Below are 26,989 nucleotides of genomic sequence, written 5' to 3' on the forward strand. Positions count from 1 at the left end.
AACCGGACGCCGCGCCTCCGCGCGCCCCCGTAACCGATGATCACGGTGGGTAGTTGACGCGACATGCATGATGTACGCACCGTCAAGCCTCCCTCCATGCCGCGGCTCGCGGCGGCCTCCCTCGCGGGGACGGCGGTCGAGTTCTACGACTTCTTCGTCTACGGGACCGCGGCGGCCCTCGTCCTGGGGCCGCTGTTCTTCCCCACCTTCTCGCCGGTGGCGGGCACCCTGGCCGCCTTCGCGACGTTCGGCGTGGGGTTCTTGGCCCGACCGCTGGGTTCGGTGCTGTTCGGGCACATCGGGGACCGGCGGGGGCGCCGGCCGGTCCTCGTCGTCTCGCTGCTGCTGACCGGCGCCTCGACGGTCGCGGTCGGCTGCGTGCCGTCGTACGGCTCGATCGGCGTCGCCGCTCCCGTGCTGCTGCTCGCTCTTCGCTTCCTGCAGGGGCTGGGACTGGGCGGGGAGTGGGGCGGGGCGGTGCTGCTGACCGCCGAGCACGCGCCCGCCGGGCGGCGCGCCCTGTGGTCGAGCTTTCCCCAGGTGGGGCCCGCGCTGGGCTTCCTGCTCGCCAACGGTGTGATGCTCGCCCTGTCGGCGGTGCTGTCCGAGGCGGAATTCGCGCGGTGGGGGTGGCGGGTGCCGTTCTGGGCGGCGGGGGCGCTCGCCGTGGCCGGACTGTGGCTGCGCTCGTCGCTCGCCGAGAGTCCTCGCTTCCTGGAGATCGAGGACCACGCGCGCGTGCCCCTCGCGGAGGTCGTGCGGAACCACTGGCGGCTGGTGCTGCTGACGGCCGGGGCGATGGCCGTGGGCTACGCGGTGTTCTACGCGGTGACGACCTGGTCGCTGGCGTACGCGACGGAGCGGCTCGGGGTGAGCCGTACCGTCATGCTGACCTGCATCATGGCCGCGGTGCTGGTGAAGGGGTCCCTGACGCCCTTCATGGCGCTGCTCGGCGACCGCTACGGGCGACGGCCGATGTGTCTGGCGGGGTGCACGGCCTGCGCCCTGTGGATGTTCCCGATGGTCGCGCTGCTGGCGACCGGCGAGCCGCTGCTGATGTTCCTCGGCTTCCTGGGCGCGCTGATCGCGTTCATCACGGTGTTCGCGGTGATCGCGGCCTATCTGCCGGAGCTGTACGAGCCGCGGGTGCGCTGCACCGGCGCCGCCGTGGGTTACAACCTGGGCGGGGTGCTCGGTGGTGCCCTCACCCCGATCGTGGCGACGGCGCTCGCGGAGCGGGGCGGGCGCGTTCCCTGGGGGGTGGGCGCGTATCTGACGGGGATCGCGCTGCTGAGCCTGTGCTGCTTCGCGCTTCTGCCGGAGACCCGCCCGGTGCCCGTGGCGGTGGTGGAACCGGCGACCGGCTGACCGACCGCCTACGGGTTGATCGCCAGCTCCAGGTAGGCCGCGAACACGACGAGGTGGACGCCGCCCTGGAGAGGGGTGGCCCGTCCCGGCACCACGGTCAGGGAGCTGACCACGACCGTCAGCAGGAGCAGCAGCATGTGCGTGGCACCGAGGCCGAGGATCAGGGGCCCGGAGAGCCAGACGGAGGCGAGGGCGACGGCGGGGATGGTCAGGCCGATGCTGGCCATCGCCGAACCGTGGGCGAGGTTGAGGCTGATCTGCACCCGGTCGCGGCGAGCGGAGCGCAGCGCGGCGATCGTCTCGGGCAGCAGAACCAGCAGCGCGATGATCACACCGACGACGGCCTGAGGCAGACCGGCCGCCTGCACACCGGACTCGATGGTCGGCGACACGCCCTTCGCCAGACCGACCACGCCGATCAGGGCGAGCGCGAGGAACGCGAGCCTGATCCAGGCGATGCGGGCGGCCGGGGCCTGCGCGTGCTCGTCCGCGGTGATCACCGTTCCCTGCCGGGTGATGGGCAGGAAGTAGTCGCGGTGCCGCACGGTCTGGGTGGTCACGAACAGGCCGTACAGGATCAGTGAGGACAGTGCGGCGAAGGTCAGTTGGACGACCGAGAACTCCGGGCCGGGCTTGCTGGTGGTGAAGGTCGGCAGGACGAGGCTGAGCGTCGCCAGGGTCGCCACCGTCGCGAGCGCGGCACCGGCGCCCTCGGGGTTGAAGACCGCCGTGCCGTGCCGCAGCGAGGCGACCAGGAGGCACAGGCCCACGATGCCGTTGCAGCTGATCATCACCGCCGCGAAGACGGTGTCCCGGGCCAGGGTGGAACTCTTGTCGCCGCCGTCGGCCATGAGGGTGACGATCAGGGCGACCTCGATGATCGTGACGGCGACGGCGAGGACCAGGGAGCCGAAGGGTTCGCCGACCCGGTGGGCGACCACCTCCGCGTGGTGCACCGCGGCCAGCACCGATCCCGCGAGGACCAGGGTCACCAGCGGGACGACCGCCCCGGGCAGATGACGGCCCCAGGTGAAGAGGAGGAGGACGACCGCGAGCACCGGCACGAAGAGCGTCCACTGAGTGGTGAGCGACCTCAGCCGAGTGATCATGCAGCGATGGTGGCAGAGGTGTACAGGCTTCGCATTCCGTTCCTTTCTGGTGCGGGGGCCGGGCGCCGGCGCGCCCGAGCCCCCTGTGCGTGTTCCGGTGCCCCGCGGTCAGGCCTCGACGCTGTCCGTGCGCGTGCTCTCGCCGGATGTCCCCGCCGCCTCGGCCGCTGCCTGCCTCCTGGAGGAGATCAGGCTGGTGATCGTGGTGACGGCCAGGACCGCGCAGATCACCCCGAGGGAGACCGGGATGCTGATCTCCGGGACGTGCACACCGGACTCGTGCAGGGCGTGCAGCACCAGCTTGACGCCGATGAATCCGAGGATGATCGACAGGCCGTACGAGAGGTGGACCAGCTTCTTGAGCAGGCCGCCGATGAGGAAGTACAGCTGGCGCAGGCCCATGAGGGCGAAGGCGTTGGCGGTGAAGACGATGTACGGGTCCTGGGTCAGGCCGAAGATCGCGGGGATGGAGTCCAGGGCGAACAGGACGTCCGTCGTGCCGATGGCGAGCATCACGACCAGCATCGGGGTCATGACCCGCTTGCCGTTCTGCTGGATCCACAGCTTGGTGCCGTGGTACCGGTCGGCCACGCCGAACTTGCGCTCCGCCGCCTTGAGCAGCTTGTTCTCCTCGAACTCCTCGTCGTCCTGGTCGGCGCGGGCCTCCTGGATCAGCTTCCAGGCGGTCCAGATCAGGAAGGCGCCGAAGAGGTAGAACACCCACGAGAAGCTGGCGAGGATGGCCGCGCCCGCGGCGATGAAGACGGCCCGCAGCACCAGGGCTATGAGGACACCGACGAGCAGGACCCGCTGTTGGTACTGCGAGGGCACGGCGAACTTCGCCATGATCAGGACGAAGACGAAGAGGTTGTCGACGCTCAGCGACTTCTCGGTGATGAACCCGGCGAAGAACTCACCGGCGGGCTCACCGCCGGCGAAGGCGAGCAGGCCGAGTCCGAAGAGGGCGGCCAGGGCGATCCAGACGACGGTCCAGATGCCGGCTTCCTTGACGGACACGTCATGGGGCTTGCGTCCGATGAAGAAGTCGACCGCGATCAGGGCGGCAAGGCCGACGACGGTCAGGACCCACAGGTTTACGGAAACTTCCACTACGCCTCCGGCAGTTGTCACGGCAAACAGTCAGCGTCGTCGCTGCCGGAGGTCTCTTCCACCCGCGATGGGCCGACGCCCCGGGATCCGAACGGATCCGTACTGACGGGTGCGCCGCAGTCAGGGAGTACTCCCCTCCGTACGGAAAACCATACCCAATCACCAAGGAAGGTAAAGTGTTTGGCAAAGGAAATACCAAAACCCCTGTTCACCTGTGCTTTACCTGTGCTTGGCGCGACCCGTCGCGACTTCGTCGAGCACCTGCTGGAGCACCCCGCCGCCGGCCGGCGCGAGGAATGGCTCGAACGTCCAGGCGTGCCCGACCCAGGGGTCGGCGAAGTGGTCGTCCGGCACGGGGGTGAGTCGCGTGAGCGAACGCCACAGCGGGTCGAGCAGCGGGCCGTAGGCGGTGGCGTCCTCGCGGTCGGCAACCATCAGCAGGTGGACGCCGACGGACGGTCCCTCGTCCGCGAGGTAACGCAGCCGGGTCACCGCCCGGTCGTCGAAGCCGTGCGGGAAGTCGTTGACGATCAGCAGTTGCCGGGCGGTGTCGAAGCCCGCCGGCAATGACTCGGCCGCACCGCCACCGGCCGCCATCCGTACCAGGTCGACGTGCCGGGTGAGCCGGCCCAGGACGTCCGCGACGCCCGTCGCACCGCTCGCGGGCAAAGCCGCGAGCACCCCGCGGCCCGTACCAGCGGTACGAGCGCCGGTGCCGCCGCACCGGCCGGATCGACGACCCGCACGCCGAACTGCCCCGCCGGGTGCACGGCGAGCAGTCTCACCGCCAGCGCCACCGCGACGTCCATCGCGAGCCGCCGCGTCTCCCCGGCGTCGGGGAGGGAGCCGTCGGGAGCCGGTGTACGGACGCTGTCGATCCACAGCCCCCGTTCCAGCGGCAGTCCGACCAGCATCGGAATGCGCAGCGGCTCGCTTTCGGGGAGATGGAGATCGCACAGGCGCACGGCCATCGGCGGCTCGGCCGGTGTCCGGTAGCCGTGCCAGACGGGGCTGTCCCAGCGGGCGTGGGCGGGTGGCAGCGCTGGTTCGACGACCTCGGACTCGGCGGTGAGCTGGGCCAGGTCCCGGTCGAATACGGCTTGTGCCCGGCCGACCAGCAGACCGCGTCTGGCCAGGGCCGTCTCGCGCGCCGACCGCCGGCCGCCCCGTGACGCCCTGGTAGTCCTACAGGCTCGGCAGGATCGTCGGCATGAGGTCCTGGAAGGTGCGGCCGTTGGCCGGGGTGCCCAGGGCGGTCAGCGTCCAGCCCTGGCCTGCCCGGTGCACCTTGGCCATGATCTGGGCGGTGTACTCGCCGCCGCCCGCCAGTGTGTAGCGGGCGAGTTCCTGTCCGTTGGTCTCGTCGACCAGGCGGCAGAACGCGTTTTCGACCTCCTGGAAGGTCTGGCCCGTGAAGGAGTTCACGGTGAAGACGATCTGGTCGATGTGGACCGGGACGCGTTGGAGGTCGACGAGGATGGCCTCGTCGTCGCCACCCTGGCCGACGCCGCCGACGAGGTTGTCGCCGGTGTGGCGCACGGAGCCGTCGTCGCTCACCAAGTGGCGGAAGAACACGACGTCGACGGGCTGCTTGTCGGCGAAGAGGACCGCCGAGGCGTCCAGGTCGATCTCGCGCGTGCGCGAGCCGAACAGCCCGCGTCGCTTCGCCGCCTGCCAGCCGAGACCCATGCGGACCGCGGTCAGGGAGCCCCCGTCCTTCTTCTCCAGGCTGATGGCCTGACCCTTGGTCATGTTGACGGTCACGGCTGTTTCCCCTCTCGGATTTCCCCTGTTGCCGCGCAGTGCGCGGTGCACAGAACCCTATGCAGAGGCACTGACGGTGCCGAACCCCGGCACGCGCTTTGTGGCGGTGTTGCAACACGGCGCGTACACGCCGGGGTCCGGCACGGCGGGCGGGGGTCAGGCCAGACCCGCCTCCCGCATCTGACGCAGTTCCTTCTTCATCTCGGAGACCTCGTCGCGCAGCCGGGCGGCGATCTCGAACTGGAGGTCCGCGGCGGCGGCGCGCATGCGCTCGGTCATCTCCTCGATCTGCTCGGCGAGTTCCGCCGCCGGCCGGTCCGTGGGCACGGTCTCCTTCGCCCCGCCCTTGGCGGTCTTGGTGGCCTTCGCTCCCTTGGCCGCCTTGTCGCCCAGTGACGGGACGGGGGCCTTGGCACCCTTGCCGTCCTTCAGCTTGCGATAGCCGGAACCGAGCAGCTGCTCGGTGTCGACCTCCTCGCGGGCGATCTGCGCGACGATGTCGTTGATCTTCTTGCGCAGCGGCTGCGGGTCGACGCCGTTCGCCTTGTTGTACGCCACCTGCTTCTCGCGGCGCCGGTTGGTCTCGTCGATGGCCTTCTCCATCGCCGGTGTGATCTTGTCGGCGTACATGTGGACCTGACCGGAGACGTTGCGCGCCGCACGGCCGATGGTCTGGATCAGCGAGGTCCCGGAGCGCAGGAAGCCCTCCTTGTCGGCGTCGAGGATCGCCACCAGGGAGACCTCGGGCAGGTCGAGGCCCTCGCGCAGCAGGTTGATGCCGACCAGGACGTCGAACTCGCCGGAGCGCAGTTCGCGCAACAGTTCGACGCGACGCAGGGTGTCGACGTCGCTGTGCAGGTAGCGCACCTGGATGCCGAGCTCCAGGAAGTAGTCGGTGAGGTCCTCGGCCATCTTTTTGGTGAGCGTGGTGACCAGGACGCGCTCGTCCTTCTCGGTGCGCTTGCGGATCTCGTGCACCAGGTCGTCGATCTGGCCCTCGGTGGGCTTGACGACGACCTCCGGGTCGACCAGGCCGGTGGGGCGGATGATCTGCTCGACGACGCCGTCCCCGCGGGACAGCTCGTAGGCGCCGGGGGTGGCCGACAGGTAGACGGTCTGGCCGATCCGCTCCTGGAACTCCTCCCACTTCAGGGGGCGGTTGTCCAGGGCGGAGGGCAGCCGGAAGCCGTGGTCGACGAGAGTACGCTTGCGGGAGGCGTCACCCTCGTACATGGCGCCGATCTGCGGGACCGTGACGTGCGACTCGTCGATGACGAGCAGGAAGTCGTCCGGGAAGTAGTCGAGCAGGGTGTTGGGCGGCGAGCCGGGCAGTCGGCCGTCGAAGTGCATCGAGTAGTTCTCGACGCCGGAGCAGCTGCCGATCTGGCGGAGCATCTCGATGTCGTACGTGGTGCGCATGCGCAGCCGCTGGGCCTCCAGGAGCTTGCCCTGCTTCTCCAGCTCGGCCAGGCGTTCGGTCAGCTCCTTCTCTATGTCGTTGACGGCCCGCTCCATGCGCTCGGGGCCCGCGACGTAGTGGGACGCCGGGAAGACGTACAGCTGCCGGTCGTCGCTGATGATCTCGCCGGTGAGGGGGTGGAGCGTGGACAGGGCCTCGATCTCGTCGCCGAACATCTCGATGCGGACGGCCAGCTCCTCGTAGACCGGGAAGATCTCGATGGTGTCGCCGCGCACCCGGAACGTGCCCCGGGAGAAGGCCACGTCGTTGCGCGTGTACTGGATGTCGACGAAGCGGCGCAGCAGCTCGTCACGGTCGATCTCGTCGCCGACCCGCAGGGGGACCATCCGATCCACGTACTCCTGCGGGGTGCCCAGGCCGTAGATACAGGAGACGGAGGCGACCACGATGACGTCACGGCGGGTGAGCAGCGAGTTGGTCGCCGAGTGGCGCAGACGCTCGACCTCCTCGTTGATCGAGGAGTCCTTCTCGATGTAGGTGTCCGACTGGGGGACGTACGCCTCGGGCTGGTAGTAGTCGTAGTACGAGACGAAGTATTCGACCGCGTTGTTGGGGAGAAGCTCGCGGAACTCGTTGGCCAGCTGGGCGGCCAGGGTCTTGTTCGGCGCCATCACGAGGGTGGGGCGCTGGAGCTTCTCGATCATCCAGGCGGTGGTGGCGGACTTGCCGGTGCCGGTCGCGCCCAGCAGGACGACGTCCTTCTCACCGGCCTCGATGCGCCGGGCCAGCTCGGCGATGGCCGCCGGCTGGTCACCGCTGGGCTGGTATTGGCTGACGACCTCGAAGGGCGCCACCGTGCGTTCGATGTGGGAAACGGGCCGCATGGAACCCACCGTACGACCCCGCACTGACAACGGGTCCCGATCACCGGTTCTGCGGGGTCCGCGAATCGTGGTGTTCCTGGTGGCGGGCGTACTCACGGGCGGGGTGGAGCTGGGGGCGGCGGCCCGGGTGCGAGGCCACGGCGCCGGCCGGGACGCCCGGCTTGTGCTCGGCGAGGACGGTCCGGGCGGGCTTGCCCATGATCATGAGCGGATCGCACATCACGACGACGCCCGCCAGGAGCAGGAAGGCGAGGGGCCCGATCAGCATGGGCGCGAGGAGGGAGGCGGGCGAGGAGCCCTCGGTGGTGGCGGCGGTGCCGTGGAGGTGCACGCTGAGTGCGGCCATGCCGGTGTAGTGCATACCGCTGACGGCGAGCCCCATCACCAGGCTGGCGCCCACGCTCCACAGGAAGCCCCGCACCTGCCCGGCGGCCCACAGTGCGGCGGTGGCGGCCACGACCGCTATGACGACCGAGGCGGCGACGGTGAACGTGTTGTACCCGAACTGCCCGTTGAAGCGCATGCCCGCCATGCCCAGGTAGTGCATGGAGGCGACGCCCAGGCCGGTGATCGTCCCGCCGGTGAAGAGGGCGGTGCCGGTGGCGCCGCGGGAGCCGACTATGAAGATCCCGACGCCCACCATGACGATCGCGAGGCCGAGGCTCGCGTACGTGGTGGCTTCGTCGTAGTGGATCGGCGTCTCCTTGACGGTGAAGCCCATCATGGCGACGAAGTGCATGGTCCAGATGCCGGAGCCGATCGCGGCCGCGCCCAGGGCGAGCCAGGCGGGGCGCCACGAGCGCGCCCCGAGCATGGAGCGGGTGGTGCAGCGCAGGCCGAGGGCACCGCCGAGGCAGGCCATCAGGTAGGCCACCAACGGGGTGACGGCCCCGTAGCTGAATCCGTCGACTGTGCCTTGCATGCGCGGCTGCCCTCCCGCCCTGTCGCGTCCTGTGAAGATCTGAAATGCGCCTTGCCGCAGGACCGCTGGAGCGGTCGGGGTAGACGCAGAGAGTATGACTCCCACCGGAATGGTCGAACGATTTTCCGGCAAAGAAACACGCCCTTGCCCCAGTTGTGCGGCACCGGTGAGCGGACTTGGACATCTCCGTTCGATCTGTGGCCGTCCTGCACCCGCGTGCGGATGACGTTCTGCTGTCAGTCTGGACCTGTCCGTATTCGCTCGACGCGAGGAGTACGCATGCACGCGCGCGCAGTTGCCGCCACGACCACCGCGCTTGTGGGGACGGCCGTCCTGCTGAGCCCCGTCTCGGCCGCCCGGGCGGGCGACGCCGTCGAGCCCACGGTGATCGCCCATCGCGGGGCCTCCGCATACGCCCCCGAGAACACTCTGGCCTCCATCGACAGGGCGGCCCGGATGGGCTTCTCCTGGGTGGAGAACGACGTGCAGCGCACCAAGGACGGCGAGCTGGTCGTCATCCACGACGACAGCCTCGCGCGCACCACGAACGTCGAGGACGTCTTCCCCGGCCGGGCGCCCTGGAAGGTGAAGGACTTCACCGCCGCCGAGATCGCCCGGCTCGACGCGGGCAGCTGGTTCTCCCCCCGCTACGCGGGCACGCGCGTACCGACGCTGGCGCAGTACATGCGCCGGGTCGACCACAATCACGAGAAGCTGCTTCTGGAGATCAAGAACCCCGAGTTGTACCCGGGCATCGAACGGCAGACCCTCGCGCTGCTGGGCAACCAGGGCTGGCTGGACCGCCGGCACCTGGGGCGCCTGATCGTGCAGAGCTTCAGCGCGGACAGCGTGCGGATCGTCCACGGGCTGAAGCCGTGTGTGACGACCGCGTTCCTCGGCCGGCCGTCCGTGGTCCAGCTGCCCGGGTACGCGCGCTTCACCGATCTGATCAACCCTTCGTTCGGGTCGATCTCCGCCTCGTACGTCTCCGCCGTGCACGGCCTGAAGGGACCGCACGACAAGCCGCTCGGGGTGTTCGCGTGGACCGTGAACGACGCGGCCACCGCCCGCAGGGCCGCTGACGAGGGCGTCGACGGGGTGATCAGCAACAGGCCCGACGTGGTCCGGGCGGCGCTGAGCGCGAACTGAGGCGCGGACGGGCGGCGGGGCGGGCGTTGTCAGTGGCGGGCCGTACGGTGGATCGCATGGACAGCCATGGGCAGGACGAGCAGCGGGTCGTGTGGGCCGTGGTCGGTACCGACATCGGCCCGCTGATGCTGGCGGCGACCCGGGACGGCCTGGTCAACGTCGTCTTCCATGCCTCGGACGCGGTGCGCGACCGGGCTCTGGAGCGGCTGGCGGCGCGGCTGGGCGCGGAGCCGGCCGAGGACCCCGGCTCGCCGCTGCTGGCGAAGGCGGCAGGCCAGCTTGAGGCGTACTTCGCGGGCGAACGGCACGACTTCGACCTGCCGCTGGACTGGTCGCTGATCTCCGGCTTCCCCCGCCAGGTGCTGCGCGAGCTGGCGTCCGGCGTTCCGTACGGCACGGTGGTGGGGTACGGCGATCTGGCCGGGCGGGTCGGGCAGCCCGGCGGTGCGCAGGCGGTGGGCGCGGCGATGGGAGCCAACCCGCTGCCGGTGGTCGTGCCGTGCCACCGGGTGGTGGAGAGCGACGGCGGCATAGGCGGCTTCGGGGGCGGTCTGGAGACCAAGCGGAGGCTGCTGGCGCTGGAGGGTGTCCTGCCCGAGCCGCTCTTCTGAGGGGACGCGGTCGGTCCTGTGGCCGCGCCCACGGTCCCCAGGCGTTTAGCCCGGTGTGGCACCCGCCAGAGATGAGGGAGGACCGACTGACAGGAGGCGGGCACGTGGTGCTGGTGGTGTCGGAAGAAGTCCGGGCGGCGATCGACGCGCGTCAACCGGTCGTGGCACTGGAATCCACGATCATCGCGCACGGGCTGCCGCGCCCGCGCAATCTCCAGGTCGCGCTGGAGCTGGAGGAGGTGGTGCGGCGGGAGGGAGCCGTGCCCGCGACCGTGGCCGTGCTGGACGGACGCCCTCGTGTCGGCCTGGACAAGGAGCAGTTGGAGCGGGTCGCGAACGAGGACGGGATACGCAAGCTGGGCCACCGTGACCTGCCCCTGGCCGTGGCGGCGGGTGCGAGCGGGGCGACCACGGTGTCGGCGACGGCGCGGCTCGCGGCCCTGGCGGGTGTGCGGGTGTTCGCGACGGGCGGGCTGGGCGGGGTGCACCGGGAGTGGACGGTGAGCCAGGACGAGTCCGCCGACCTGGGGCTGCTGGCCCGCACCCGGATCACGGTGGTGTGCGCGGGTGTGAAGTCGATCCTGGACGTGCCGGCGACCCTGCAGCGGCTGGAGACCCTGGGTGTGGCCGTCGCCGGGTACGGTACGGACCGTTTCCCCGGCTTCTACCTGTCCGACTCCGGGCATCCGGTCGACTGGACGCTGGAGACTCCTGAGCAGGTGGCGCAGGTCATGCGGGCCCAGGACGCGCTCGGCGCGGTGGAGTCGGCGCTGATCGTCGCACAGCCGGTGCCGGAGGAGGAGCAGCTCGATCCCGCGCTGCACGCGCGCGTGCTCGCCGACGCGCTCCGGGCGTGCGAGGCCGCGGGAGTCACCGGTCAGGCGGTCACCCCGTTTCTGCTCGACCATCTGGTCCGGCACACGGACGGCGCCTCGCTGAGCGCGAACCTGGCGGCCGTGCGCGGCAACGTGCGGCTGGCGGCGCGGATCGCCGCGGCGTGGACCAGGGGGTGACGGCCGGCCCGCGCGGGGCACTGCTGGTCGTCGGGGACGTCATCACCGATGTCGTCGCCCGGTACCGGGGGCCGCTGGCGGCCGGCACCGACACGGCCGCCGTGATCCGGACGGTGCCCGGTGGGGCCGGCGCCAATGTGGCCTGCTGGGCGGCCCACGCGGGCTGCGCGGACGTACGGCTGCTGGGGCGGGTGGGTGCGGACGCCGCGGGGTGGCAGGAGCGGGAGCTGGTCGCGGCCGGGGTCTCGCCCCGGCTGGTGGTGGACCCGGAGGCGGCGACCGGGACGGTGATCTGTCTCGTCGACACGGGGGCCTCGGCGGAGCGTACGTTCCTCACGGACAGCGGCGCCTCCCTGCGGCTGGAACCGGCCGACTGGTCGGACGCGTTGCTGGACGGGGTCGCCCGGCTGCACCTGTCGGGTTATCTCCTGTTCTCCGAGCCGAGCCGGGCGCTCGCGGCGGTGGCGCTCGCGGCGGCACGCGCGCGGGGCGTGCCGGTGAGCCTGGATCCGGCGTCGGCCGGCTTCCTGGCGCGGTCGGGGCCGGCCCGGTTCCTGGCCTTCGCGCAGGGTCTGGACGTGCTGCTGCCCAGCCGGGACGAGGCGTGTCTGCTGACCGGGCTGCCCGATCCGGCGGACGCGGCGGCCGAGTTGAGCCGCCGGGTCCCGCTGGTGGTGGCGAAGTCGGGCGCGGAGGGTGCGCTGGTGGCCCGCTCCGGGTCCGTCCTTGCCAGGGTCCCGGCCGCACCGGCGACGCCCCGGGACACGACGGGCGCCGGGGACGCCTTCACCGGTGCGTTCCTCGCGGCCCTCGTCGCGGGCGCGGATCCCACGGAGGCGGCGGCACACGGCTGCCGGGCGGGCGCGCTGGCGGTGCGGCGGGTGGGCGGCCGCCCCCCACCGCGCGGTGACCGTACGGTGGCCGCTCAGTCGCCCTGATCTCTGCCCGGGGTCAGGCCGGCTGCGGCTTGTGTCCCCATGCCGAGATCATCGGTGCCGTGGCCAGGTCCATGCCGCCGGCGGCGACGTTGGCCAGGTGCCGGTCGATGTCCTCGTCGGTGGCGAGGCCCGCCGTCACGAGCCGGTTCCGGATCTGCCGGACGGTCGCGGTCTCCAGGGCGGCGCAGGCGGGCGAGGTGACCGGGAAGTAGGCCTCGGCCTCCACCTCGCACAGTCCGGCCTCGCGGAGCAGGCGCGGCAGCTTGCGGCCGTACGCCAGGTCGGCGCCGCGGTCGGCGAGCAGCTTGCGGAAACCCCGCCGCAGCCGGTTGGCGAGCTGCTGCTCGGGGCCGTGTTCGTCGGGGCAGGTCAGGGGCTGCAGAGCGGGGTCGGCGTCCTCCAGCAGGAGCCGGCCGCCGGGCCGCAGTGACCGGACCATGGAGCGCAACGCCCTCTCCCGGCCGGGCACGTGGACGAGCACCAGCCGGGCGTGCACCAGGTCGAAGTCCTCTCCCGGCGGTTCCTCGGCGCCGACGTCGTGGACGCGGACCTCGACGCAGGGGTGGGAGGCGGCGGCGAGCAGCGAGGGCTCGATGTCGGTGGCGACGACCTTGCCGGTGGGGCCGACCTTCCCGGCCAGCCAGGACACCACGGAGCTGCCGCCGGCCCCGACCTCCCAGCAGCGCAGCCCGGGCCCGACGCCGAGCCCTTCGAGGTGCCGGAACGTGGTGGGGTCGAAGAGGGTGGCGAAGGCGTCGAAGCGCTGTCCCGCCTCGGTCTGCCGGTTGTCGAGGAGGTACCGGTCGGTTGGCGTCATGCCTCGATCATCCCAGCCGCCCCGCTCGTCCACAGGCGGGAACAAAGCGGAATGACCTGTTCCCACAGGCTTACCCGCGTCTCACGCCGGACTGGCAGACTGTCCCGGCAAGGCGCGGAAGGGTTGTGCGAGGAGTTCCACGCGAGGAGATCCAGATGTCGATGGCAGGGAATCTGCGGAAGGTCACGGGGCTCGACAAGGTCGGTGGCCTGCGCAAGGTGGCGCGGTTGGCCAGGCGGCGGCCCCGGGTCGACCTGAGCCACCCCGCCCGTTCCCCCCTGGGCTCCTCGGTGGTGAACTGCGTGACCTACCAGGACGGCGTGCGGGTGGCCGGCAGCGGGGATCTGGTGGACGCCGTGAAGCTGGTACGCAAGAGCGGCGAGGGGTTCGTCTGGCTCGGTCTGCACGAGCCGACGGACCGTGAGTTCGCCGGCATCGCCGAGCTGTTCGATCTGCATCCGCTGGCCGTGGAGGACGCGGTCGAGGCCCATCAGCGGCCCAAGCTGGAGCGGTACGGCGAAACGCTGTTCGCGGTGTTCAAGACCGTCTGCTACGTCGAGCACGAACAGCTGACGGCGACGAGCGAGGTGGTGAACACCGGCGAGATCATGGCGTTCATCGGCCCCGACTTCGTCATCACGGTGCGACATGGGCGGCACGGCTCGCTGGGCCCGCTGCGCGAGGAGCTGGAGTCGGCTCCGGTGCAGCTGGCCAAGGGGCCGGCGGCGGTGCTGCACGCGATCGCGGACCATGTCGTCGACGACTACCTGACCGTCACGGACGCGGTGCAGGCGGACATCGACCAGGTCGAGACGGACGTGTTCTCGGAGAACGGCGCGCGGCTGGATCCGGGGCGCATCTACCAGATGAAGCGCGAACTGCTGGAGCTGAAGCGGGCGGTGGCGCCCCTCGGCCGTCCGATCGAGGATCTCGCCACCCGGCCGATACGGGTGGTCGACCCGGAGATACAGGCGTACTTCCGGGACGTCCTCGACCATCTGATGCGGGCGAAGGAGCAGATCGCCGCCTTCGACGAACTGCTCAACTCCATCCTGCAGGCGCATCTGGCGCAGGTCACCGTCGCCCAGAACGAGGACATGCGGAAGATCACGGCGTGGGCCGCGGTGATCGCCGTGCCGACGATGGTGTGCGGGGTCTACGGCATGAACTTCGATCGCATGCCGGAGCTGCACTGGCGGTTCGGCTATCCGCTCGTCCTCGGGGTGATATTCGCGGCGTGTCTGGCGCTGTACCGGGGCTTCAGGCGCAACGGCTGGCTGTGACCCGGCTCTGACCGGCCTTCCGGCCCGGGCGCCAGCCCTGGAGGGTCGCCGGTCAGCCGTTCCAGGCCGGGTGCCGTGGGTCGTCGGCGCGGACCAGGACGTCGGCGGTCGCGGCCGGGTCGGTCTCGGCCGCGTAGCGCTCGAAGGCGGGCAGCGTCCAGTGCTCGGCCTCGGGGGTGCGGCGGCGCAGCGCGCCCGGCGAGAGGAGGACGTGGACGGTCAGGTCGAAAGGGAACCAGTGCCGCAGAAGGAGGGGGCCGTGCATCAACAGGACGGCGTCGGACGGTAGTTGGACGTAGGGGCTGCGGGTGGCGCGGTCGGCGGCCGGGTCCCACAGGTCGGGCAGCACCCGGCCGGTCCCGCCCGGGTCGAGCGGGCCGAAGACCTCGCGCCACAGGGCGCCGGTGTCGAACCAGCCGTCGTAGTACGACTCGGCGTCCCGGTGTCCGTGCTCCAGGCGGAGCGAGGCGGGGCGCAGGAAGCCCTCGGTGCCGACGACGAGCGACGGTCTGCCCCGAACGCGCAGCTCCTCGGCGACGCGCTGCGCGAGGTCTCCGGGCCGGCCGGCCGGAGCGCCGTCGAAGCCCACGCGGGGCCAGTCACCTCCGTCCGAGGGCTTCAGACCGGCCAGCCGCTCGGCAAGCCGCTCGCCGAGCCGGTCCCAGGTGATCGCTTCGAGTCGCACAGCGGCCATGATGCCGGTTCCTTGCGGACGAGCGGGAAAGGTGGGTCCCGGGAGGGAAGGAAGACCTTGTGGCCCGCCTCCCCACTCCCCCTCCGCGCACGGGACCCCTGGTCGTCCAGCCGCTGCGGCGCAAGCGCTGTGCGGCGTGCCTGCGCGGGCCGCTGTCGATGCTGGTGCTGGAGGACGGGGTGCCGCGCTGTCTCGACTGCGCCGATCTCGGGCACCTGGTGTTCCTGCCGCGCGGCGACACCGCGCTGACCCGCAGGTCGCGGGAGGAGAGCGCGCTGTCGGCGGTGGTGGTGCGGTTCAACCGGCGCCGCAGCCGGTACGAGCGGCAGGGCGTCCTGGTGGAGGAGGCGGCCCTGGCCCGGGCCGAGGAGCGGTGTCTGGCGGACGCGGAGGCTCGGCGGCGGCGCCGGGCCCGGGACGCCGGGCGCAGGGCGGCCGAGGACGCGCGGTTCGCGGAGGCGTTCGCGGCGGAGATCCGGCGGCTGTTTCCCGGGTGCCCGCCCGAGCGGGCGCGGGCGATCGCCGGGCACGCCTCGCTGCGGGGCAGCGGGCGGGTGGGGCGCAGCGCGGCCGGGCGGGCGTTGTCCGAGCGGGCGGTGCTCTCGGCGGTCGTCGCGTCCGTGCGGCATCTGGACACGCCGTACGACCAGCTGCTGATGAGCGGGGTGGCACGAGCGGAGGCGCGTGGACGGATCGCTGCGGCCGTGGAGACGGTGCTGCGGGGCTGGCGGGGGTCCGAGGAGGCGGCCGGCTGAGCCGAAGTGGGGGCGAGGGGTGGAGGGTTGGGGGTGAGGGTGGGGAGCGGGGGTTGGGGGCGGGGTTCGGGGGTGAGGGAGAGGTGAGGTGTGGTGCCGGGCCGGCCGGTCGGGGTGGGAGAGGGAGGTGGGCGGCGCCGTGATCACGGGGCCGTAGGTCGTCCTGATCGTGCTGGGTGTGCTGGGGACCGGCCTGGTGGCCGGGGTGTTCTGCGGGTTCTCGACGTTCGTGATGAGGGGGCTCGCCGTGCTGCCGCCCGCGCAGGGCGTCGCCGCGATGAGGGCGATCAACGTGGCCGCCCTGACGCCCGCGTTCATGCTGCTGTTCGCCGGTTCCGCGGTGCTCTGCGCGATGATCGCCGTGGTGACCTTCGTGGTGTGGCCGGACGACGGCAAGGCGGAGTTGCTGCTGGGCAGCGCGCTGTACCTGTTCGGTTCGTTCGGACTGACCCTGGTCGTGAACGTGCCCCGCAACGAGACGCCGGCCGGACTGGAGCCGGGCGCTCCCGACGCGACCGCGTACTGGCCGGCGTACGTCCGCGAGTGGACCCGGTGGAACCACGTCCGTGCCGCGGCCGCGGCCGCCGCCGCACTCGTGTGCATGCTGGCCCCCGCCTGAGCGCGAGCGCCGTCCGGTTGTCCGCCGCATCGGAAACCGGCTGCCCGCCCGTCGGGAATCACCCCAGAAAGCGCTGTCCACCACTCTGCGGGGCCGCCGGAGGGGACGTATCGTGGCCGGAAGAGTGCCGCCCGATGACGCACGGCCCGTGGTGGACGCACGCGAGGAAGACGACCATGGCCGATCCCAAGGGGTTCATGACCACACCGCGCCAGGAGTGGCCGCGGCGGCCCGTCGAGGAACGGGTCCGGGACTGGGACGAGGTGTACGTTCCGGGGGCGTTGCTGCCCATCATCAGCAAGCAGGCCGACCGCTGCATGGACTGCGGTGTCCCGTTCTGCCACGAAGCCTGCCCGCTGGGCAACCTGATCCCCGAGTGGAACGACCTGGTGTCGCGGGAGGACTGGCGGGCGGCGAGCGACCGGCTGCACGCCACGAACAACTTTCCCGAGTTCACCGGGCGGTTGTGCCCGGCGCCGTGCGAGGCCGGGTGTGTGCTGGCCATCAACCAGCCGGCGGTCACCATCAAGAACGTCGAGTGCGCGATCGCCGACCGGGCCTGGGAGGAGGGGTTCGCGCAGCCGCGACCGCCGGAGCGGCTGTCGGGGCGCACGGTCGCGGTGATCGGTTCGGGGCCGACCGGGCTCGCCGCCGCGCAGCAGCTGACCCGGGCCGGACACACCGTCGCCGTGTACGAGAAGGACGACCGGATCGGCGGGCTGATGCGGTACGGCATCCCCGAGTTCAAGATGGAGAAGCGGCATCTGGAGCGGCGGCTGGCGCAGATGCGGGCCGAGGGGACCAAGTTCCGCACCTCCACGACGGTCGGGCGGGACGTCGGGGCGGCGGAGCTGCGGACCCGGTACGACGCCGTGGTACTCGCCACGGGGGCCACGGCCTGGCGGGAACTTCCCGTTCCAGGGCGGGAGTTGGCCGGGATACACCAGGCGATGGAGTACCTGCCGCTGGCCAACCGGGTGTGCGAGGGCGATCTCGACGCCTCGCCGATGTCCGCCGCCGGGAAACACGTGGTGATCGTGGGCGGCGGGGACACGGGCGCCGACTGCCTGGGCACGGCGGTGCGCGAAGGGGCCGCTTCCGTGACCCAGCTGGACATCTACGCCCAGCCGGGTGCCGAGCGCGACGAGGACGCCGAGCCCTGGCCGACGTACCCGAAGGTCTACCGGCTGTCGGCCGCGCACGAGGAGGCCCGGGACCTGGAGACGGCGCCGGCGGCGGACGCGGACGCGCGGCTGTTCGCGGCCTCCACGCTCCGGTTCACCGGCGACGGGAGCGGGCACGTACAGGGGCTGCACCTGGTCGAGGTGGACGCGCGGCGGCAGCCGGTGCCGGGCACCGGCCGGACGCTGCCCGCCGATCTCGTGCTGCTCGCCCTCGGATTCTCGGGGCCGGACCGGGAGGACGGGATCATCGACCAGCTCGGGCTGGCCCTGGAGCCGCGCGGCACGCTGACCCGCGACAGCGGTTTCGCGACCCGGGTCCCCGGCGTGTTCGCCGCCGGGGACGCCGCGCGCGGGCAGTCGCTGATCGTGTGGGCGATCGCGGAGGGCCGGGCGGTGGCGGCGGCCGTCGACCGGTATCTGACGGGGAGTTCGCGGCTGCCGGCGCCGATAACGCCGCACGACCGGCCCATGACGGTCTGACCCCCGCCGGCCGTGGGTCAGCGGCGGCGCTCGTCCGTCCCCGCGACCTTGCCCGTCGACAGCGCCACCCGGTTCCAGGTGTTGATCGCGAGGATGAGGGCGAGGACCTGCGCCAGTTCCTCCTCGTCGAACCGGGTCGCGGCCTCGGCGTAGACGTCGTCGGGGACCCCGCCGTCGGCGACGAGGGTGACCGCCTCGGTCAGCGCGAGGGCCGCCTGTTCCTTCGCGGTGAAGAAGTGACGGGCCTCGCGCCAGACGGCGACCATGTGCAGCCGGTCCTCGCTCTCGCCTGCCTTGCGGGCGTCGTTCGTGTGCATGTGCAAGCAGTAGGCGCAGTGGTTCAGGTGCGAGGCGCGGATCTGGATCAGCTCGACGAGGGCCGGGTCGAGGCCCGCGCGGGCGGCGGCGTCGAAGCCGATCAGCGCGCGGAAGACCTTCGGGGCGGACTTGGCGAAGTCCAGGCGGCTGCGGGCGGCCTCCGCCGCGGCGAGGGAGGAAGGGCCCCCGGTGCCGGTGTGCCCGTGCATGCCGGTGTGCGCGGGCGTGTCGCTGTGCGCGGGCGTGTGGGTGTGGGTGCCGATGCGGGTGTCGTCGGTGATCGTGTGCGTCGTCATGTGTTTCAACCTACGGGGCTCAAAGACCGGTTGTAGGGTGCATTTCCATGACGGAATCATGGGTCAATTCCGCGCAGCGGATCGGTGCCGACCTGCACCTCGACATGCCGGGTTCGGGTGGGCGGCGGGCGGCACTGATCCAGGCGCTGCGGGAGGCGGTGGCCGGCGGGCGGCTGGCGCCCGGTACCCGGCTGCCGCCGTACCGTTCGCTCGCCGCCGACCTGGGCGTGGCCCGCAACACGGTGGCGGACGCCTACGCGGAACTGGTCGCCGAGGGCTGGCTGACCGCGCGGCAGGGATCCGGGACGCGGGTCGCGGAGCGCGTGGAGCCGCCGGCCCGGGACGCCGTGCGGGTGCCCGGAAAGGCACCCGCACGCGCGCGTGGGCCGCGGCACGACCTCAGGCAGGGCACACCGGACGCGTCGGCGTTCCCGCGGGCGGCCTGGGCGGCCTCGTACCGCAGGGCCCTGCAGGGGGCGCCGAGCGAGGCGTTCGGGCCGGGCGATCCCGCCGGCCGGCCCGAACTGCGCCGGGCACTCGCCGCGTATCTGGCACGCGCGCGTGGCGTGCGCACGGAGCCCGGCCGGATCGTGATCTGTTCCGGGTTCGCGCATGCGCTGCGGCTGCTGTTCGGGCAGGGCGGCGGCGGTGTGCTGGACGGTCCCCTGGCCGTGGAGGCGTATGGGCTGGGCTTCCACCGGGAGTTGCTCGCGGCGGCCGGCGTACGGACCGTGCCGCTGGCGCTGGACGAACACGGCGCGCTGGTGGCCGGACTGGGGCGGGAACGGGCCGTGCTGCTCACGCCCGCCCACCAGTTCCCGACCGGCGGCCCGCTGCGCCCGGAGCGCCGGGCGGCGGTCATCGACTGGGCACGCGCGCGTGGGGCGGTGGTGCTGGAGGACGACTACGACGGCGAGTTCCGCTACGACCGCAAGCCCGTCGGCGCCCTTCAGGGCCTCGATCCCGAGCGGGTGGTGTACGTCGGCTCGGTCAGCAAGAGCCTGTCGCCCGCGCTGCGGCTGGGCTGGATGGTGCTGCCGGAGCGGTACGTGGCCCCCGTGCTGGCGGCCAAGGGCGAGCGCGAGGGGTGGGCGAGCGTCCCGGAACAGCTGGCGCTCGCCGACTTCGTGGGCTCGGGATCGTACGACCGTCATGTGCGGCGCATGCGGCAGCAGTACCGGCGCCGCCGTGACCGGCTCGTCGGGGCGCTCGCCGCGCACGCGCCGCACATCCAGGTCAGCGGCATCGCCGCCGGGCTGCACGCGGTGCTGCGGCTTCCTCCCGGCACCGAACGGACCGCCGTCAAGGCCGCCGTCTGGCAGGGCATCGCTCTCGACGGCCTGGCAGCGTTCCGGCACCCGGAGACGGGGATGCGCGCCGACGACGGCCTGGTGGTCGGTTACGCGACACCCCCCGAGCACGCGTTCGGGGCGGCACTGGAGGCGTTGTGCGGGGTGCTGCCGCCGCCGTAGACCTCGGGACAGGACACACCTGGGACATGGTCACCATCAACAGGGCTGGTCAGGACAGCAGGAAATCGGCCTCCCCGGCCTTGGCGCCCTCGATGAACGCGGTCATCTCGTCCGTGGTGTAGATCAGTGCCGGACCGTCCGGGTCGGTCGACTGACGGACCGCGATCCGGCCGTCGGCGAGCTTCATCGCCTCCAGGCAGTTGCCGCCGTTGCCGCCGCTCCAGGGCTTGTGCCACCCCTCGCTGCCCAACTCCCGCGCGGGCATGCCGTTGTAGACGCGACTGCGCGGCTTGATGCGATCCATTCACAGCTCCTTGCGGAGATCCCGGAGGATCTCCTTCGTGCGTTGTGCCGTGGCGGCCTGCGCCGCCATGCGGTCCATGACCTCCAGGTGGGTGGCCACCTCGGTGCGCGCGTCCAGGTAGACGGCGCCGGTCAGGTACTCGCTGTAGACCATGTCCGGCAGTTCGGGCATGGCGAATCGGAACAGCACGAAGGGGCCGTAGGTGCCGGGGTGCGGCCCGTTGGCGAACGGCGCGACCTGCAACGTCACATGGGGCAGCTCCGTCGCCTCCAGCAGCCTGTCGAGCTGCGCGCGCATCACCTGTGGCCCACCGACCGGCCGGCGCAGGACGGTCTCGTCCATCACCGCCCAGAAGCGGGGCGCGTCGGCACGGGTGAGCAGGGCCTGGCGTTGCATGCGCAACGCGACATGGCGCTCGATCTCGTCGGGGCTGGTCTGGCCGATGGCGCCGGCCTTCAGCACCCCGCGCGCGTAGTCCTCGGTCTGCAGCAGGCCCGGCACGAAGTGCGGCTCGTAGGAACGGATGAGGCCGGCCGCACCCTCCAGGCTGACGTACATCGAGAACCAGCCGGGCAGGATGTCGTGGAACCGCTGCCACCAGCCGGGCCTGTTGGCGTCCTCGGCCAGCTGGACGAAGGCGTCGGCCTCCTCGTCGCACACCCCGTAGGCCTTCAGGAGCAGTTGGAGGTACGGAATCTTGAGGGTGACCTCGGCCATCTCCATCCGGCGGACGGTGGCGGGGGCGACGCGGAGGATGCGTGCGGCCTCCTCGCGCTTCAGCCCGGCGCGTTCCCTCAGGTCCAGCAGGCGCCGTCCGAGGACCACCTGGCCCACCGTCGGCGCGGACCGTGGTTCGCTCACGCTCCCACCTCCATGGACTGATGCGAGGGAATCGCGGACGATTTCCGAACGAATCCCGACATACCTACGGCGCCATTCGAAGACCCGTTCGAAGATCCCGTGGATCCCGACGATCCCAACTGGCGCCGCTCAACGTGCTGTTGTGAGCAGTGTGCCACGGCCCTTCACCGCGTCACACAGCACTCTGCAATTTTCAGAGTGACTCTTGCCAAGTGTTCATGGCGGAGCGATAGTGGCAGCGTGATTCCGTCCGCGCCCTTAGGAACAGACGCCGCCGCAGACCGACTCGGTCTCGGTGCCGCCGCGGGAACCGCCCCTGGCAGGGGCGTTGCCGAGCGCCGGTTCCGCTTCGAGCTGGCCGCACATCCGGGTTCCGCCGCCCAGGCGAGACGTCTGACGCGGGCTCGGCTGTCCGGCTGGTCGGTGTGCGCGGACACCTGCGACACCGCCGTCCTGGTCATGTCCGAGCTGGTCACCAACGCCATCATGCACACGGTGAGCAGTCGGGTGGTGTGCGAGCTGCACGACCACGACGACACGGTGCGCATCGCCGTGCACGACGAGGGCCGCGCACCCGGCGAGCCCCACCCCTCCCCACAGCGGCCGGACGAGGAACAGGGGAGGGGGTTGTTCCTCGTCGACGCCCTGTGCCGGGCCTGGGGTGCCCACGAGCACGGCCCGGGTCTGCTGGTCTGGGCCGAGCTGCCCCGGCAGAGCGACGCGGCCCACGACACCGCGCAGGTGCGCAACGACCTGGGCTGGGGCGCCCGCCCCAAGCCGGGCACCCCGCACGGCAACTCGCACGGCGCTTCACACGGCACGCCGCACGGCTCGGGCGGGTCGGAGCCGGCCCGGGGCGGGCACGACGCGGTCCCCGCTCCGCTGCCCAGGCCGAACCGGACGTGGGAGCGGTCTTGAGCGGCGGCACCGGCTCCACCCGGCCGCTCGGCCTCGACACCCTGGTGCGTCTGGAGCGTCGCCGGCCCTCCACCGGGCCTGCCGGGAGACTGCCGCTCCCCGAGGGCATGACCGCGGCGCTCGGCTGGGACGCCGTAGCCGTACCGGCGCGCCTCGGCCCGCTCCTCGTGCCGCGACTGCCCCGGGTGGGATGTCTGTACGCCGGCGAGGCGCACTGGTGGTGGATCGTTCCGTCCGACTCCGACTACGCGCTGCCCTGGCCCGCCCCCGCGCGCTACGCCCCCGGCGCCCTGGTCCCCGGGGCCGCCCGCCTCTTCCACCGTCCCGAGGGCACGATTCCGTACACCCCGCCGATCCCGCTGTACCTGGCCCTGTGCAAGGTGACCGGCACCACACCGTACTGGTCGCGCCCGCTGTCGGCCTGACCGCCGCCCCGCGGTGGCGCCACGCTCACGTGGCATACTCCCGCGCACCTCCACCGCCCCCTCGCGCGCCCTGCCCCCGCCCCGCGCGGACCGCAATAGTGGGCCGTTCGTTGGGCGAACGGGGGGAGGCCGGCGGTGGGAAAGAGGCGTGGGGCGAGTGAGCCCGAGGTCTCGGAGTCGGAGCGGCTGCTGTTCGGCGGCCCGCTCAGGTACGACATGGGCTGGAACCAGCACCGTGACGCCTTCCTGGAGCTGAGCCTGCGGGCGATGGTGGTCCAGCTGCCCGGAATGCTCGCCTCCAGCCTCCGGCTGGCCCGGCAGGCCGACCCCCGGGCCGCGCGGGTCGTGCTGGCCGCCGAGGCGGGCCGGGGACTGGCCCAGGCGGTGAGCCTGCTCGCCGTGAACAGCGTGCTGGGACGGCTGATCGGCACCGGCGCGATCGGGCAGCGGCTGCGCGACGCGACCCCCGCCCTGGTCGCGATGACCGCGGTGATGCTGGTCACGGCCCTGCTGCGGGGCGCCTCGACGTATGCCACCGGGCGTCTGGAACCCAAGGTGGAGCGGGTGGCGACCGAGCTGTACCTGGAGCGGGCGGCGGCCGTGGAACTGGCCGCGATCGAGGACCACGCCTTCCACAAACTGCTGGACACCGCCCAGTACGGCGCCCAGTCGGCCCGCCGCATGATCATGTACGGCACCCGGGTGATCAACGCGGTGATCTCGCTGGTCGCGGCGGCGAGCGTGCTGACCGTGCTGCATCCGGCGCTGCTGCCGCTGCTGGTCACCATGACCCTGCCCAGCGCGTGGGGCGCGCTGACCAACGCCCGGCGCCGGTACGAGTCCTTCCACACCTGGGTCCAGCACGCCCGCGCCGGCCATCTGATCAGCGCGCTGCTCACCGAGCCCCAGGCGGCTCCGGAGATCCGGGTGCACGGCGTGGGCCCCTTCCTGCTGCGCCACTTCCGGGCCATGTCGGAGACCGCCGAGGCGGAGCAGGCCCGGCTGGCCCGCCTCGCGGCCCGTACCGGGCTCATCGCGGCCGGCTGGACGGGACTGGCGACCGTCGCGACGTACGCCACCCTGGGCGCGCTGCTGCTGTCCGGGGCCATGGCCTTGTCGGTGGCCGGTACGGCGGTGATCGCGATCCGCACCGGATCGGCGAGCCTGGACACCCTGGTGCTGGAGATCAACGAGCTGCACGAGGAGGCCCTGTTCGTGGGCGATCTGCAGCGGCTGTACGTGGAGGCGGCCGAGCGGGCCATCCCGGTCGGCGGGGAACCTCTGCCCGAGGACCCGAAGGAGGTCCGTTTCGAACACGTGGGCTTCAGCTATCCGGGCGACAGCACCCGTCCCGCCCTTGACGACGTCAGCCTCACCCTGCCGCTCGGCCGGATCATCGCACTCGTCGGCGAGAACGGCTCGGGCAAGACCACCCTGGTCAAGCTGCTCGCGGGCCTGTACAAGCCGGACCGGGGCCGGATCCTGTGGGACGGCGTCGACGCGGCCGGTGCCGACCGCCACCAACTGGCCGAGCGCATCGCGATGGTGGCGCAGGACTTCAAGCGCTGGCCGTTCACCGCGCGGGTCAACGTCGCCGTGGGCCGCTCGTCGGTGCCGCTGACCGAGGAGCGGCTGGCCGAGTCGGTCGCCCGGGCGGGCGCCGGGGACGTGGTCGCCGATCTGCCGCACGGCCTGGACACCCTGCTGGCCCGCAACTTCAGCGGCGGGCACGAGCTGTCCGGCGGCCAGTGGCAGCGCCTCGGCATCGCCCGGGCCGCCTACCGACGCGGGCAGATCCTGATCGTGGACGAGCCGACGGCGGCCCTGGACGCCCGGGCCGAACTGGAGGTCTTCGAGAAGATCCGGGCGCTGGCGGGCAGTGGCCAGACGGTCGTGCTGATCACCCACCGGCTGGCGTCGGTCCGCCACGCCGATCTGGTGCACGTGCTCGAACACGGGCGGCTGGTGGAGTCGGGCGCCCCCGAGGAACTCCTCGCCGCCGGCGGGGTCTACGCGGAGCTGTACGCGCTGCAGGCGGACCAGTTCACGGTGAAGCTGCCCGCCCCGAAGGCGGGCTGAGCGGCCTCATTCGGTGGCGGCGGCGCCCCGGACGATCACCAGGAACATGTCCGTCGTGAGGTCCATGACGACCTCGGCGGGCAGCCCTTCGAGGCGCCGCGCGTGCGCGAACTCCTCGGCCGGCCACGATCCCCTCGGTCCGCCGGCCGGAAAGCGTTCGAGCACTGTTCGCCCGTTCACCATCCTGCACCTCCCTAAGCGTCGTACTTGTAGGAGTTAACGCCGTGGAGGGGCCGAACGCCTCGCTCAGTGACCCGACTGAGACATTGTTGACACGCGCTTACGGCAGACCGTGAAAGTCCGGTCACTTTGCGACATGAACGGTATTTTCCGCATCACGAAGGGTTGTCGGACGGTGACGGGGCAGCCCGAGTCGCTTCTCGCCCCGCTCCAGCTCCTTCAGGAGGTCCCCCAGTTGCCGGGCGTGCCGAGGGGTGAGGTGCCCGCTGTCGTCGAGATGGACGGCGCAGGCGGTCGTGGTGTCGGCGAGTCGTTCGAGTACGGCGGCGATGTGGTCCGTGCCCTCGGTGTGCCGGGCGAGGGCGGACAGTTCGGCGGCGGACACGGCGATGGCGGTACGGGCCTCGGCGAGGGTGCGGTAGGCCTCGCGGCGCAGTGCCCAGCGCTCGGTGCGGTCGCCGGACTCGCTCAGGACGTGCCCGAGATAGGCGTGCGCGGCGCCGGCCGCCGCCGCGAGCCGTGCCCGGACCCCGCCGCCCCGCTTCCCGGGCATCGGCAGGTGCCCGACGATCAGTACGATCGCGCAGGCCAGCAGCGTCTCGCCGATCCGGCCGGCGGAGGCCTGCGGCTCCCCGCCGACCATGACGAGGGCGAGCACGAGGACGGTGACGACGGCGGTCTGGGCGGCGAAGTGCCGGGTGGCGACGGGGATCAGCGCCCCGCCGACGGCCACCAGCGCGATCAGCCCCTCGGGCCGGGGCAGTACGGCGGCGAAGCCCGCGAAGACGAGGGCGCCCAGGACGGTCCCGGCGGCCCGGCACAGCACCCTGGACGCCAGTGGCCCGAGGTCGGGCTTGACGAGGAAGACGGCGGTGACCGGAAGCCAGTACCAGTGCTGGTGGTTCCCGTACCAGTGGGTGTGGTGCAGGGCCTGGGCGATGGCGGCGCTGGCACCGAAGCACAGGGCGACGCGCAGCCCGTACTCCCGTCCGCCGCTGCCGAAGGCGGCGCGCGCCAGGTCACGGGCGCCCCGGCGCCGGGCGGGCGGCCGCCGTGGCTCGTCCTCGCCCCGGTCGAAGGCCTCGGCGGCACGCAGCAGGGCGTCGTCGAGGGCGCGCAGGGCGGGACCGGAGCGGCGGGGTGCGGGCAGCGGTCCGGTGCCGCTGTTGTCCCGGACGGCTGCGGCGAGGCGCCGGGGACCCTCGGCGGCCCGCTCGTCGATGGCCTGTCCGGCCCAGGCGAGGGCGGTGGCGGCCTCGGCTAGCGGGAGGGCGGCGGCGTACTGGGCGTGCAGCCGGCGCTCGGCCGCCGAACTGGCGTGGCGCCGCAGCCGGGGTCCGGCGAGCGCGTCCTGGGCGTGGTCGAGGGAGGCGGAGAGCGCGGCGCGCCGGTCGGCGGCGGCGTCCGTGCCGACGGCGTCGAGCAGGTCGGCGACGGCCTCGTACACCCCGGCGACGGCGTCCCGTTCGCCGTCGAACCGGAAGTCACCGGTGAGGGAGCCGGGCGTGGGCAGCGCCAGCCGCAGCGTGAGCAGCCATCCGGCGCCGGCGAGGAAGGCGAGGGCCCGTTGCCAGCCCGCCTCGGGCAGGCCCATGCCGGCGCCGACCGCGGCGCCGACGAGCAGGTGCGTACCGGAGGAGGAGGCGACCGGGCCGACGGCGCTCATGCCGCCGGCGATCAGCCCGAGCCCGGTCAGCAGGACGGTCAGGGGGACGGCTCCCAGGCTCTCCCCCGCGTACGTCCCGACGAGCAGCCCGGCCGCGCCGGCCAGCGCGGGTGCCCCGAGCCGCTTGACGGAGACGCGCCGGCTGCCGGGCCGGTCGTTGATCCCGGCGAGCATGGCGGCGATGGCGGCGACCACGCCGAGGGAGGTACGGCCGCTGAGCACGGCGGCGAGCAGCAGCGGCCCGGCGGCGAGCGCGCCCCGGGTGACCGCGCTCCAGGGCACGGGCCCGCGCTGGGCACGCAGGGCGTGGGCGAGCCATGGGGGTGGTGCGGGAAGGGCGCGGGGCACGG

At 72.2% G+C, this 26,989-nt stretch carries 25 protein-coding genes and 1 pseudogene; 13 read left to right on the forward strand and 13 right to left on the reverse strand.

Annotation, left to right across the window (positions count from 1 at the left end; genetic code table 11):
• Positions 1–96: 96 nt before the first annotated feature.
• Complete coding sequence (locus ACFYMM_RS04315; RefSeq protein WP_388383679.1) at positions 97–1,368, forward strand: MFS transporter; 1,272 nt, start codon at positions 97–99, stop codon at positions 1,366–1,368.
• A gap of 8 nt (positions 1,369–1,376) precedes the next feature.
• Here ACFYMM_RS04315 and ACFYMM_RS04320 read toward each other — a convergent pair whose 3' ends face one another.
• The 6 genes and pseudogenes from ACFYMM_RS04320 to ACFYMM_RS04345 all read right to left on the reverse strand — a co-directional run bounded on the left by ACFYMM_RS04320 (position 1,377) and on the right by ACFYMM_RS04345 (position 8,577).
• Positions 1,377–2,477 carry a calcium:proton antiporter gene (locus ACFYMM_RS04320; protein WP_388383681.1) on the reverse strand — a complete coding sequence of 367 codons (1,101 nt, stop codon included), beginning with the start codon at positions 2,475–2,477 and terminating at the stop codon, positions 1,377–1,379.
• 108 nt (positions 2,478–2,585) lie between these two features.
• The gene (locus ACFYMM_RS04325) at positions 2,586–3,587 is read right to left on the reverse strand and encodes a TerC family protein (RefSeq protein ID WP_388383682.1); all 1,002 of its coding nucleotides are present in this window, start codon (positions 3,585–3,587) and stop codon (positions 2,586–2,588) included.
• Between the two features lie 219 nt (positions 3,588–3,806).
• Positions 3,807–4,759 (reverse strand): annotated as a pseudogene (locus ACFYMM_RS04330) (export associated protein); the annotation flags it as partial.
• A gap of 13 nt (positions 4,760–4,772) precedes the next feature.
• Entirely contained in the window at positions 4,773–5,351 is a 579-nt protein-coding gene (locus ACFYMM_RS04335) for a TerD family protein (RefSeq protein WP_388383683.1), read from the reverse strand.
• A 156-nt stretch (positions 5,352–5,507) separates the two neighbouring features.
• A complete protein-coding gene (gene uvrB, locus ACFYMM_RS04340; protein WP_388383685.1) occupies positions 5,508–7,655 on the reverse strand; it encodes an excinuclease ABC subunit UvrB in 2,148 nt (715 codons plus the stop codon).
• A 40-nt stretch (positions 7,656–7,695) separates the two neighbouring features.
• Entirely contained in the window at positions 7,696–8,577 is an 882-nt protein-coding gene (locus ACFYMM_RS04345; RefSeq protein ID WP_388383687.1) for an MHYT domain-containing protein, read from the reverse strand.
• A gap of 279 nt (positions 8,578–8,856) precedes the next feature.
• On the opposite strand from ACFYMM_RS04345, the gene ACFYMM_RS04350 reads away from it, so the two are divergent.
• From ACFYMM_RS04350 to ACFYMM_RS04365, 4 genes are all read left to right on the forward strand, one after another.
• A complete protein-coding gene (locus ACFYMM_RS04350; protein ID WP_388383689.1) occupies positions 8,857–9,726 on the forward strand; it encodes a glycerophosphodiester phosphodiesterase in 870 nt (289 codons plus the stop codon).
• 56 nt (positions 9,727–9,782) lie between these two features.
• Entirely contained in the window at positions 9,783–10,337 is a 555-nt protein-coding gene (locus ACFYMM_RS04355) for a methylated-DNA--[protein]-cysteine S-methyltransferase (protein WP_388383690.1), read from the forward strand.
• 104 nt (positions 10,338–10,441) lie between these two features.
• A complete protein-coding gene (locus ACFYMM_RS04360) occupies positions 10,442–11,350 on the forward strand; it encodes a pseudouridine-5'-phosphate glycosidase (protein ID WP_388384490.1) in 909 nt (302 codons plus the stop codon).
• Complete coding sequence (locus ACFYMM_RS04365; protein WP_388383692.1) at positions 11,335–12,288, forward strand: carbohydrate kinase family protein; 954 nt, start codon at positions 11,335–11,337, stop codon at positions 12,286–12,288. Before ACFYMM_RS04360 ends, ACFYMM_RS04365 begins: the two co-directional genes overlap by 16 nt.
• A gap of 13 nt (positions 12,289–12,301) precedes the next feature.
• On the opposite strand, the gene ACFYMM_RS04370 is transcribed toward ACFYMM_RS04365, so the two are convergent.
• Entirely contained in the window at positions 12,302–13,105 is an 804-nt protein-coding gene (locus ACFYMM_RS04370) for a methyltransferase domain-containing protein (RefSeq protein ID WP_388383693.1), read from the reverse strand.
• Between the two features lie 155 nt (positions 13,106–13,260).
• Between ACFYMM_RS04370 and ACFYMM_RS04375 the strand changes: the two genes are divergently transcribed.
• Complete coding sequence (locus ACFYMM_RS04375; protein ID WP_388383695.1) at positions 13,261–14,388, forward strand: magnesium and cobalt transport protein CorA; 1,128 nt, start codon at positions 13,261–13,263, stop codon at positions 14,386–14,388.
• A 52-nt stretch (positions 14,389–14,440) separates the two neighbouring features.
• Here the strand turns inward: ACFYMM_RS04375 and ACFYMM_RS04380 are convergent, their stop codons facing one another.
• A complete protein-coding gene (locus ACFYMM_RS04380) occupies positions 14,441–15,082 on the reverse strand; it encodes a uridine kinase (RefSeq protein WP_388383696.1) in 642 nt (213 codons plus the stop codon).
• Positions 15,083–15,141: 59 nt separating this feature from the next.
• Between ACFYMM_RS04380 and ACFYMM_RS04385 the strand changes: the two genes are divergently transcribed.
• The 3 genes from ACFYMM_RS04385 (at position 15,142) to ACFYMM_RS04395 (ending at position 18,120) form a co-directional block, all read left to right on the forward strand.
• Positions 15,142–15,837 (forward strand): DUF2293 domain-containing protein, encoded by a 696-nt coding sequence (locus tag ACFYMM_RS04385; RefSeq protein WP_388383698.1) that lies wholly within the window; start codon positions 15,142–15,144, stop codon positions 15,835–15,837.
• A gap of 178 nt (positions 15,838–16,015) precedes the next feature.
• A complete protein-coding gene (locus tag ACFYMM_RS04390; RefSeq protein WP_388383700.1) occupies positions 16,016–16,456 on the forward strand; it encodes a DUF1772 domain-containing protein in 441 nt (146 codons plus the stop codon).
• Positions 16,457–16,632: 176 nt separating this feature from the next.
• On the forward strand, positions 16,633–18,120 hold the full coding sequence (locus ACFYMM_RS04395; protein WP_388383702.1) for a glutamate synthase subunit beta: 1,488 nt from the start codon (positions 16,633–16,635) through the stop codon (positions 18,118–18,120).
• 17 nt (positions 18,121–18,137) lie between these two features.
• Here ACFYMM_RS04395 and ACFYMM_RS04400 read toward each other — a convergent pair whose 3' ends face one another.
• Complete coding sequence (locus ACFYMM_RS04400; protein ID WP_388384492.1) at positions 18,138–18,647, reverse strand: carboxymuconolactone decarboxylase family protein; 510 nt, start codon at positions 18,645–18,647, stop codon at positions 18,138–18,140.
• Positions 18,648–18,781: 134 nt separating this feature from the next.
• On the opposite strand from ACFYMM_RS04400, the gene ACFYMM_RS04405 reads away from it, so the two are divergent.
• Positions 18,782–20,206, forward strand: a complete 1,425-nt coding sequence (locus tag ACFYMM_RS04405; RefSeq protein ID WP_388383704.1) for a PLP-dependent aminotransferase family protein — start codon at positions 18,782–18,784, stop codon at positions 20,204–20,206.
• Positions 20,207–20,255: 49 nt separating this feature from the next.
• Here the strand turns inward: ACFYMM_RS04405 and ACFYMM_RS04410 are convergent, their stop codons facing one another.
• On the reverse strand, positions 20,256–20,510 hold the full coding sequence (locus tag ACFYMM_RS04410) for a DUF397 domain-containing protein (RefSeq protein WP_132854465.1): 255 nt from the start codon (positions 20,508–20,510) through the stop codon (positions 20,256–20,258).
• The gene (locus tag ACFYMM_RS04415; protein WP_388383706.1) at positions 20,511–21,371 is read right to left on the reverse strand and encodes a helix-turn-helix domain-containing protein; all 861 of its coding nucleotides are present in this window, start codon (positions 21,369–21,371) and stop codon (positions 20,511–20,513) included.
• Between the two features lie 240 nt (positions 21,372–21,611).
• On the opposite strand from ACFYMM_RS04415, the gene ACFYMM_RS04420 reads away from it, so the two are divergent.
• From ACFYMM_RS04420 to ACFYMM_RS04430, 3 genes are all read left to right on the forward strand, one after another.
• The gene (locus ACFYMM_RS04420; protein WP_388383708.1) at positions 21,612–22,289 is read left to right on the forward strand and encodes an ATP-binding protein; all 678 of its coding nucleotides are present in this window, start codon (positions 21,612–21,614) and stop codon (positions 22,287–22,289) included.
• A complete protein-coding gene (locus ACFYMM_RS04425; protein ID WP_388383710.1) occupies positions 22,286–22,714 on the forward strand; it encodes a hypothetical protein in 429 nt (142 codons plus the stop codon). Before ACFYMM_RS04420 ends, ACFYMM_RS04425 begins: the two co-directional genes overlap by 4 nt.
• Before the next feature lie 216 nt (positions 22,715–22,930).
• Positions 22,931–24,793: an ABC transporter ATP-binding protein gene (locus tag ACFYMM_RS04430; RefSeq protein WP_388384494.1), complete on the forward strand. Its 1,863-nt coding sequence runs from the start codon at positions 22,931–22,933 to the stop codon at positions 24,791–24,793.
• A 6-nt stretch (positions 24,794–24,799) separates the two neighbouring features.
• Here ACFYMM_RS04430 and ACFYMM_RS04435 read toward each other — a convergent pair whose 3' ends face one another.
• Positions 24,800–24,976, reverse strand: a complete 177-nt coding sequence (locus ACFYMM_RS04435) for a hypothetical protein (RefSeq protein ID WP_388383712.1) — start codon at positions 24,974–24,976, stop codon at positions 24,800–24,802.
• A 121-nt stretch (positions 24,977–25,097) separates the two neighbouring features.
• Positions 25,098–26,987: an FUSC family protein gene (locus ACFYMM_RS04440; protein ID WP_388383714.1), complete on the reverse strand. Its 1,890-nt coding sequence runs from the start codon at positions 26,985–26,987 to the stop codon at positions 25,098–25,100.
• Positions 26,988–26,989: the final 2 nt, after the last annotated feature.

The organism is Streptomyces sp. NPDC006739, assembly GCF_042869815.1.
GTDB lineage: Bacteria > Actinomycetota > Actinomycetes > Streptomycetales > Streptomycetaceae > Streptomyces.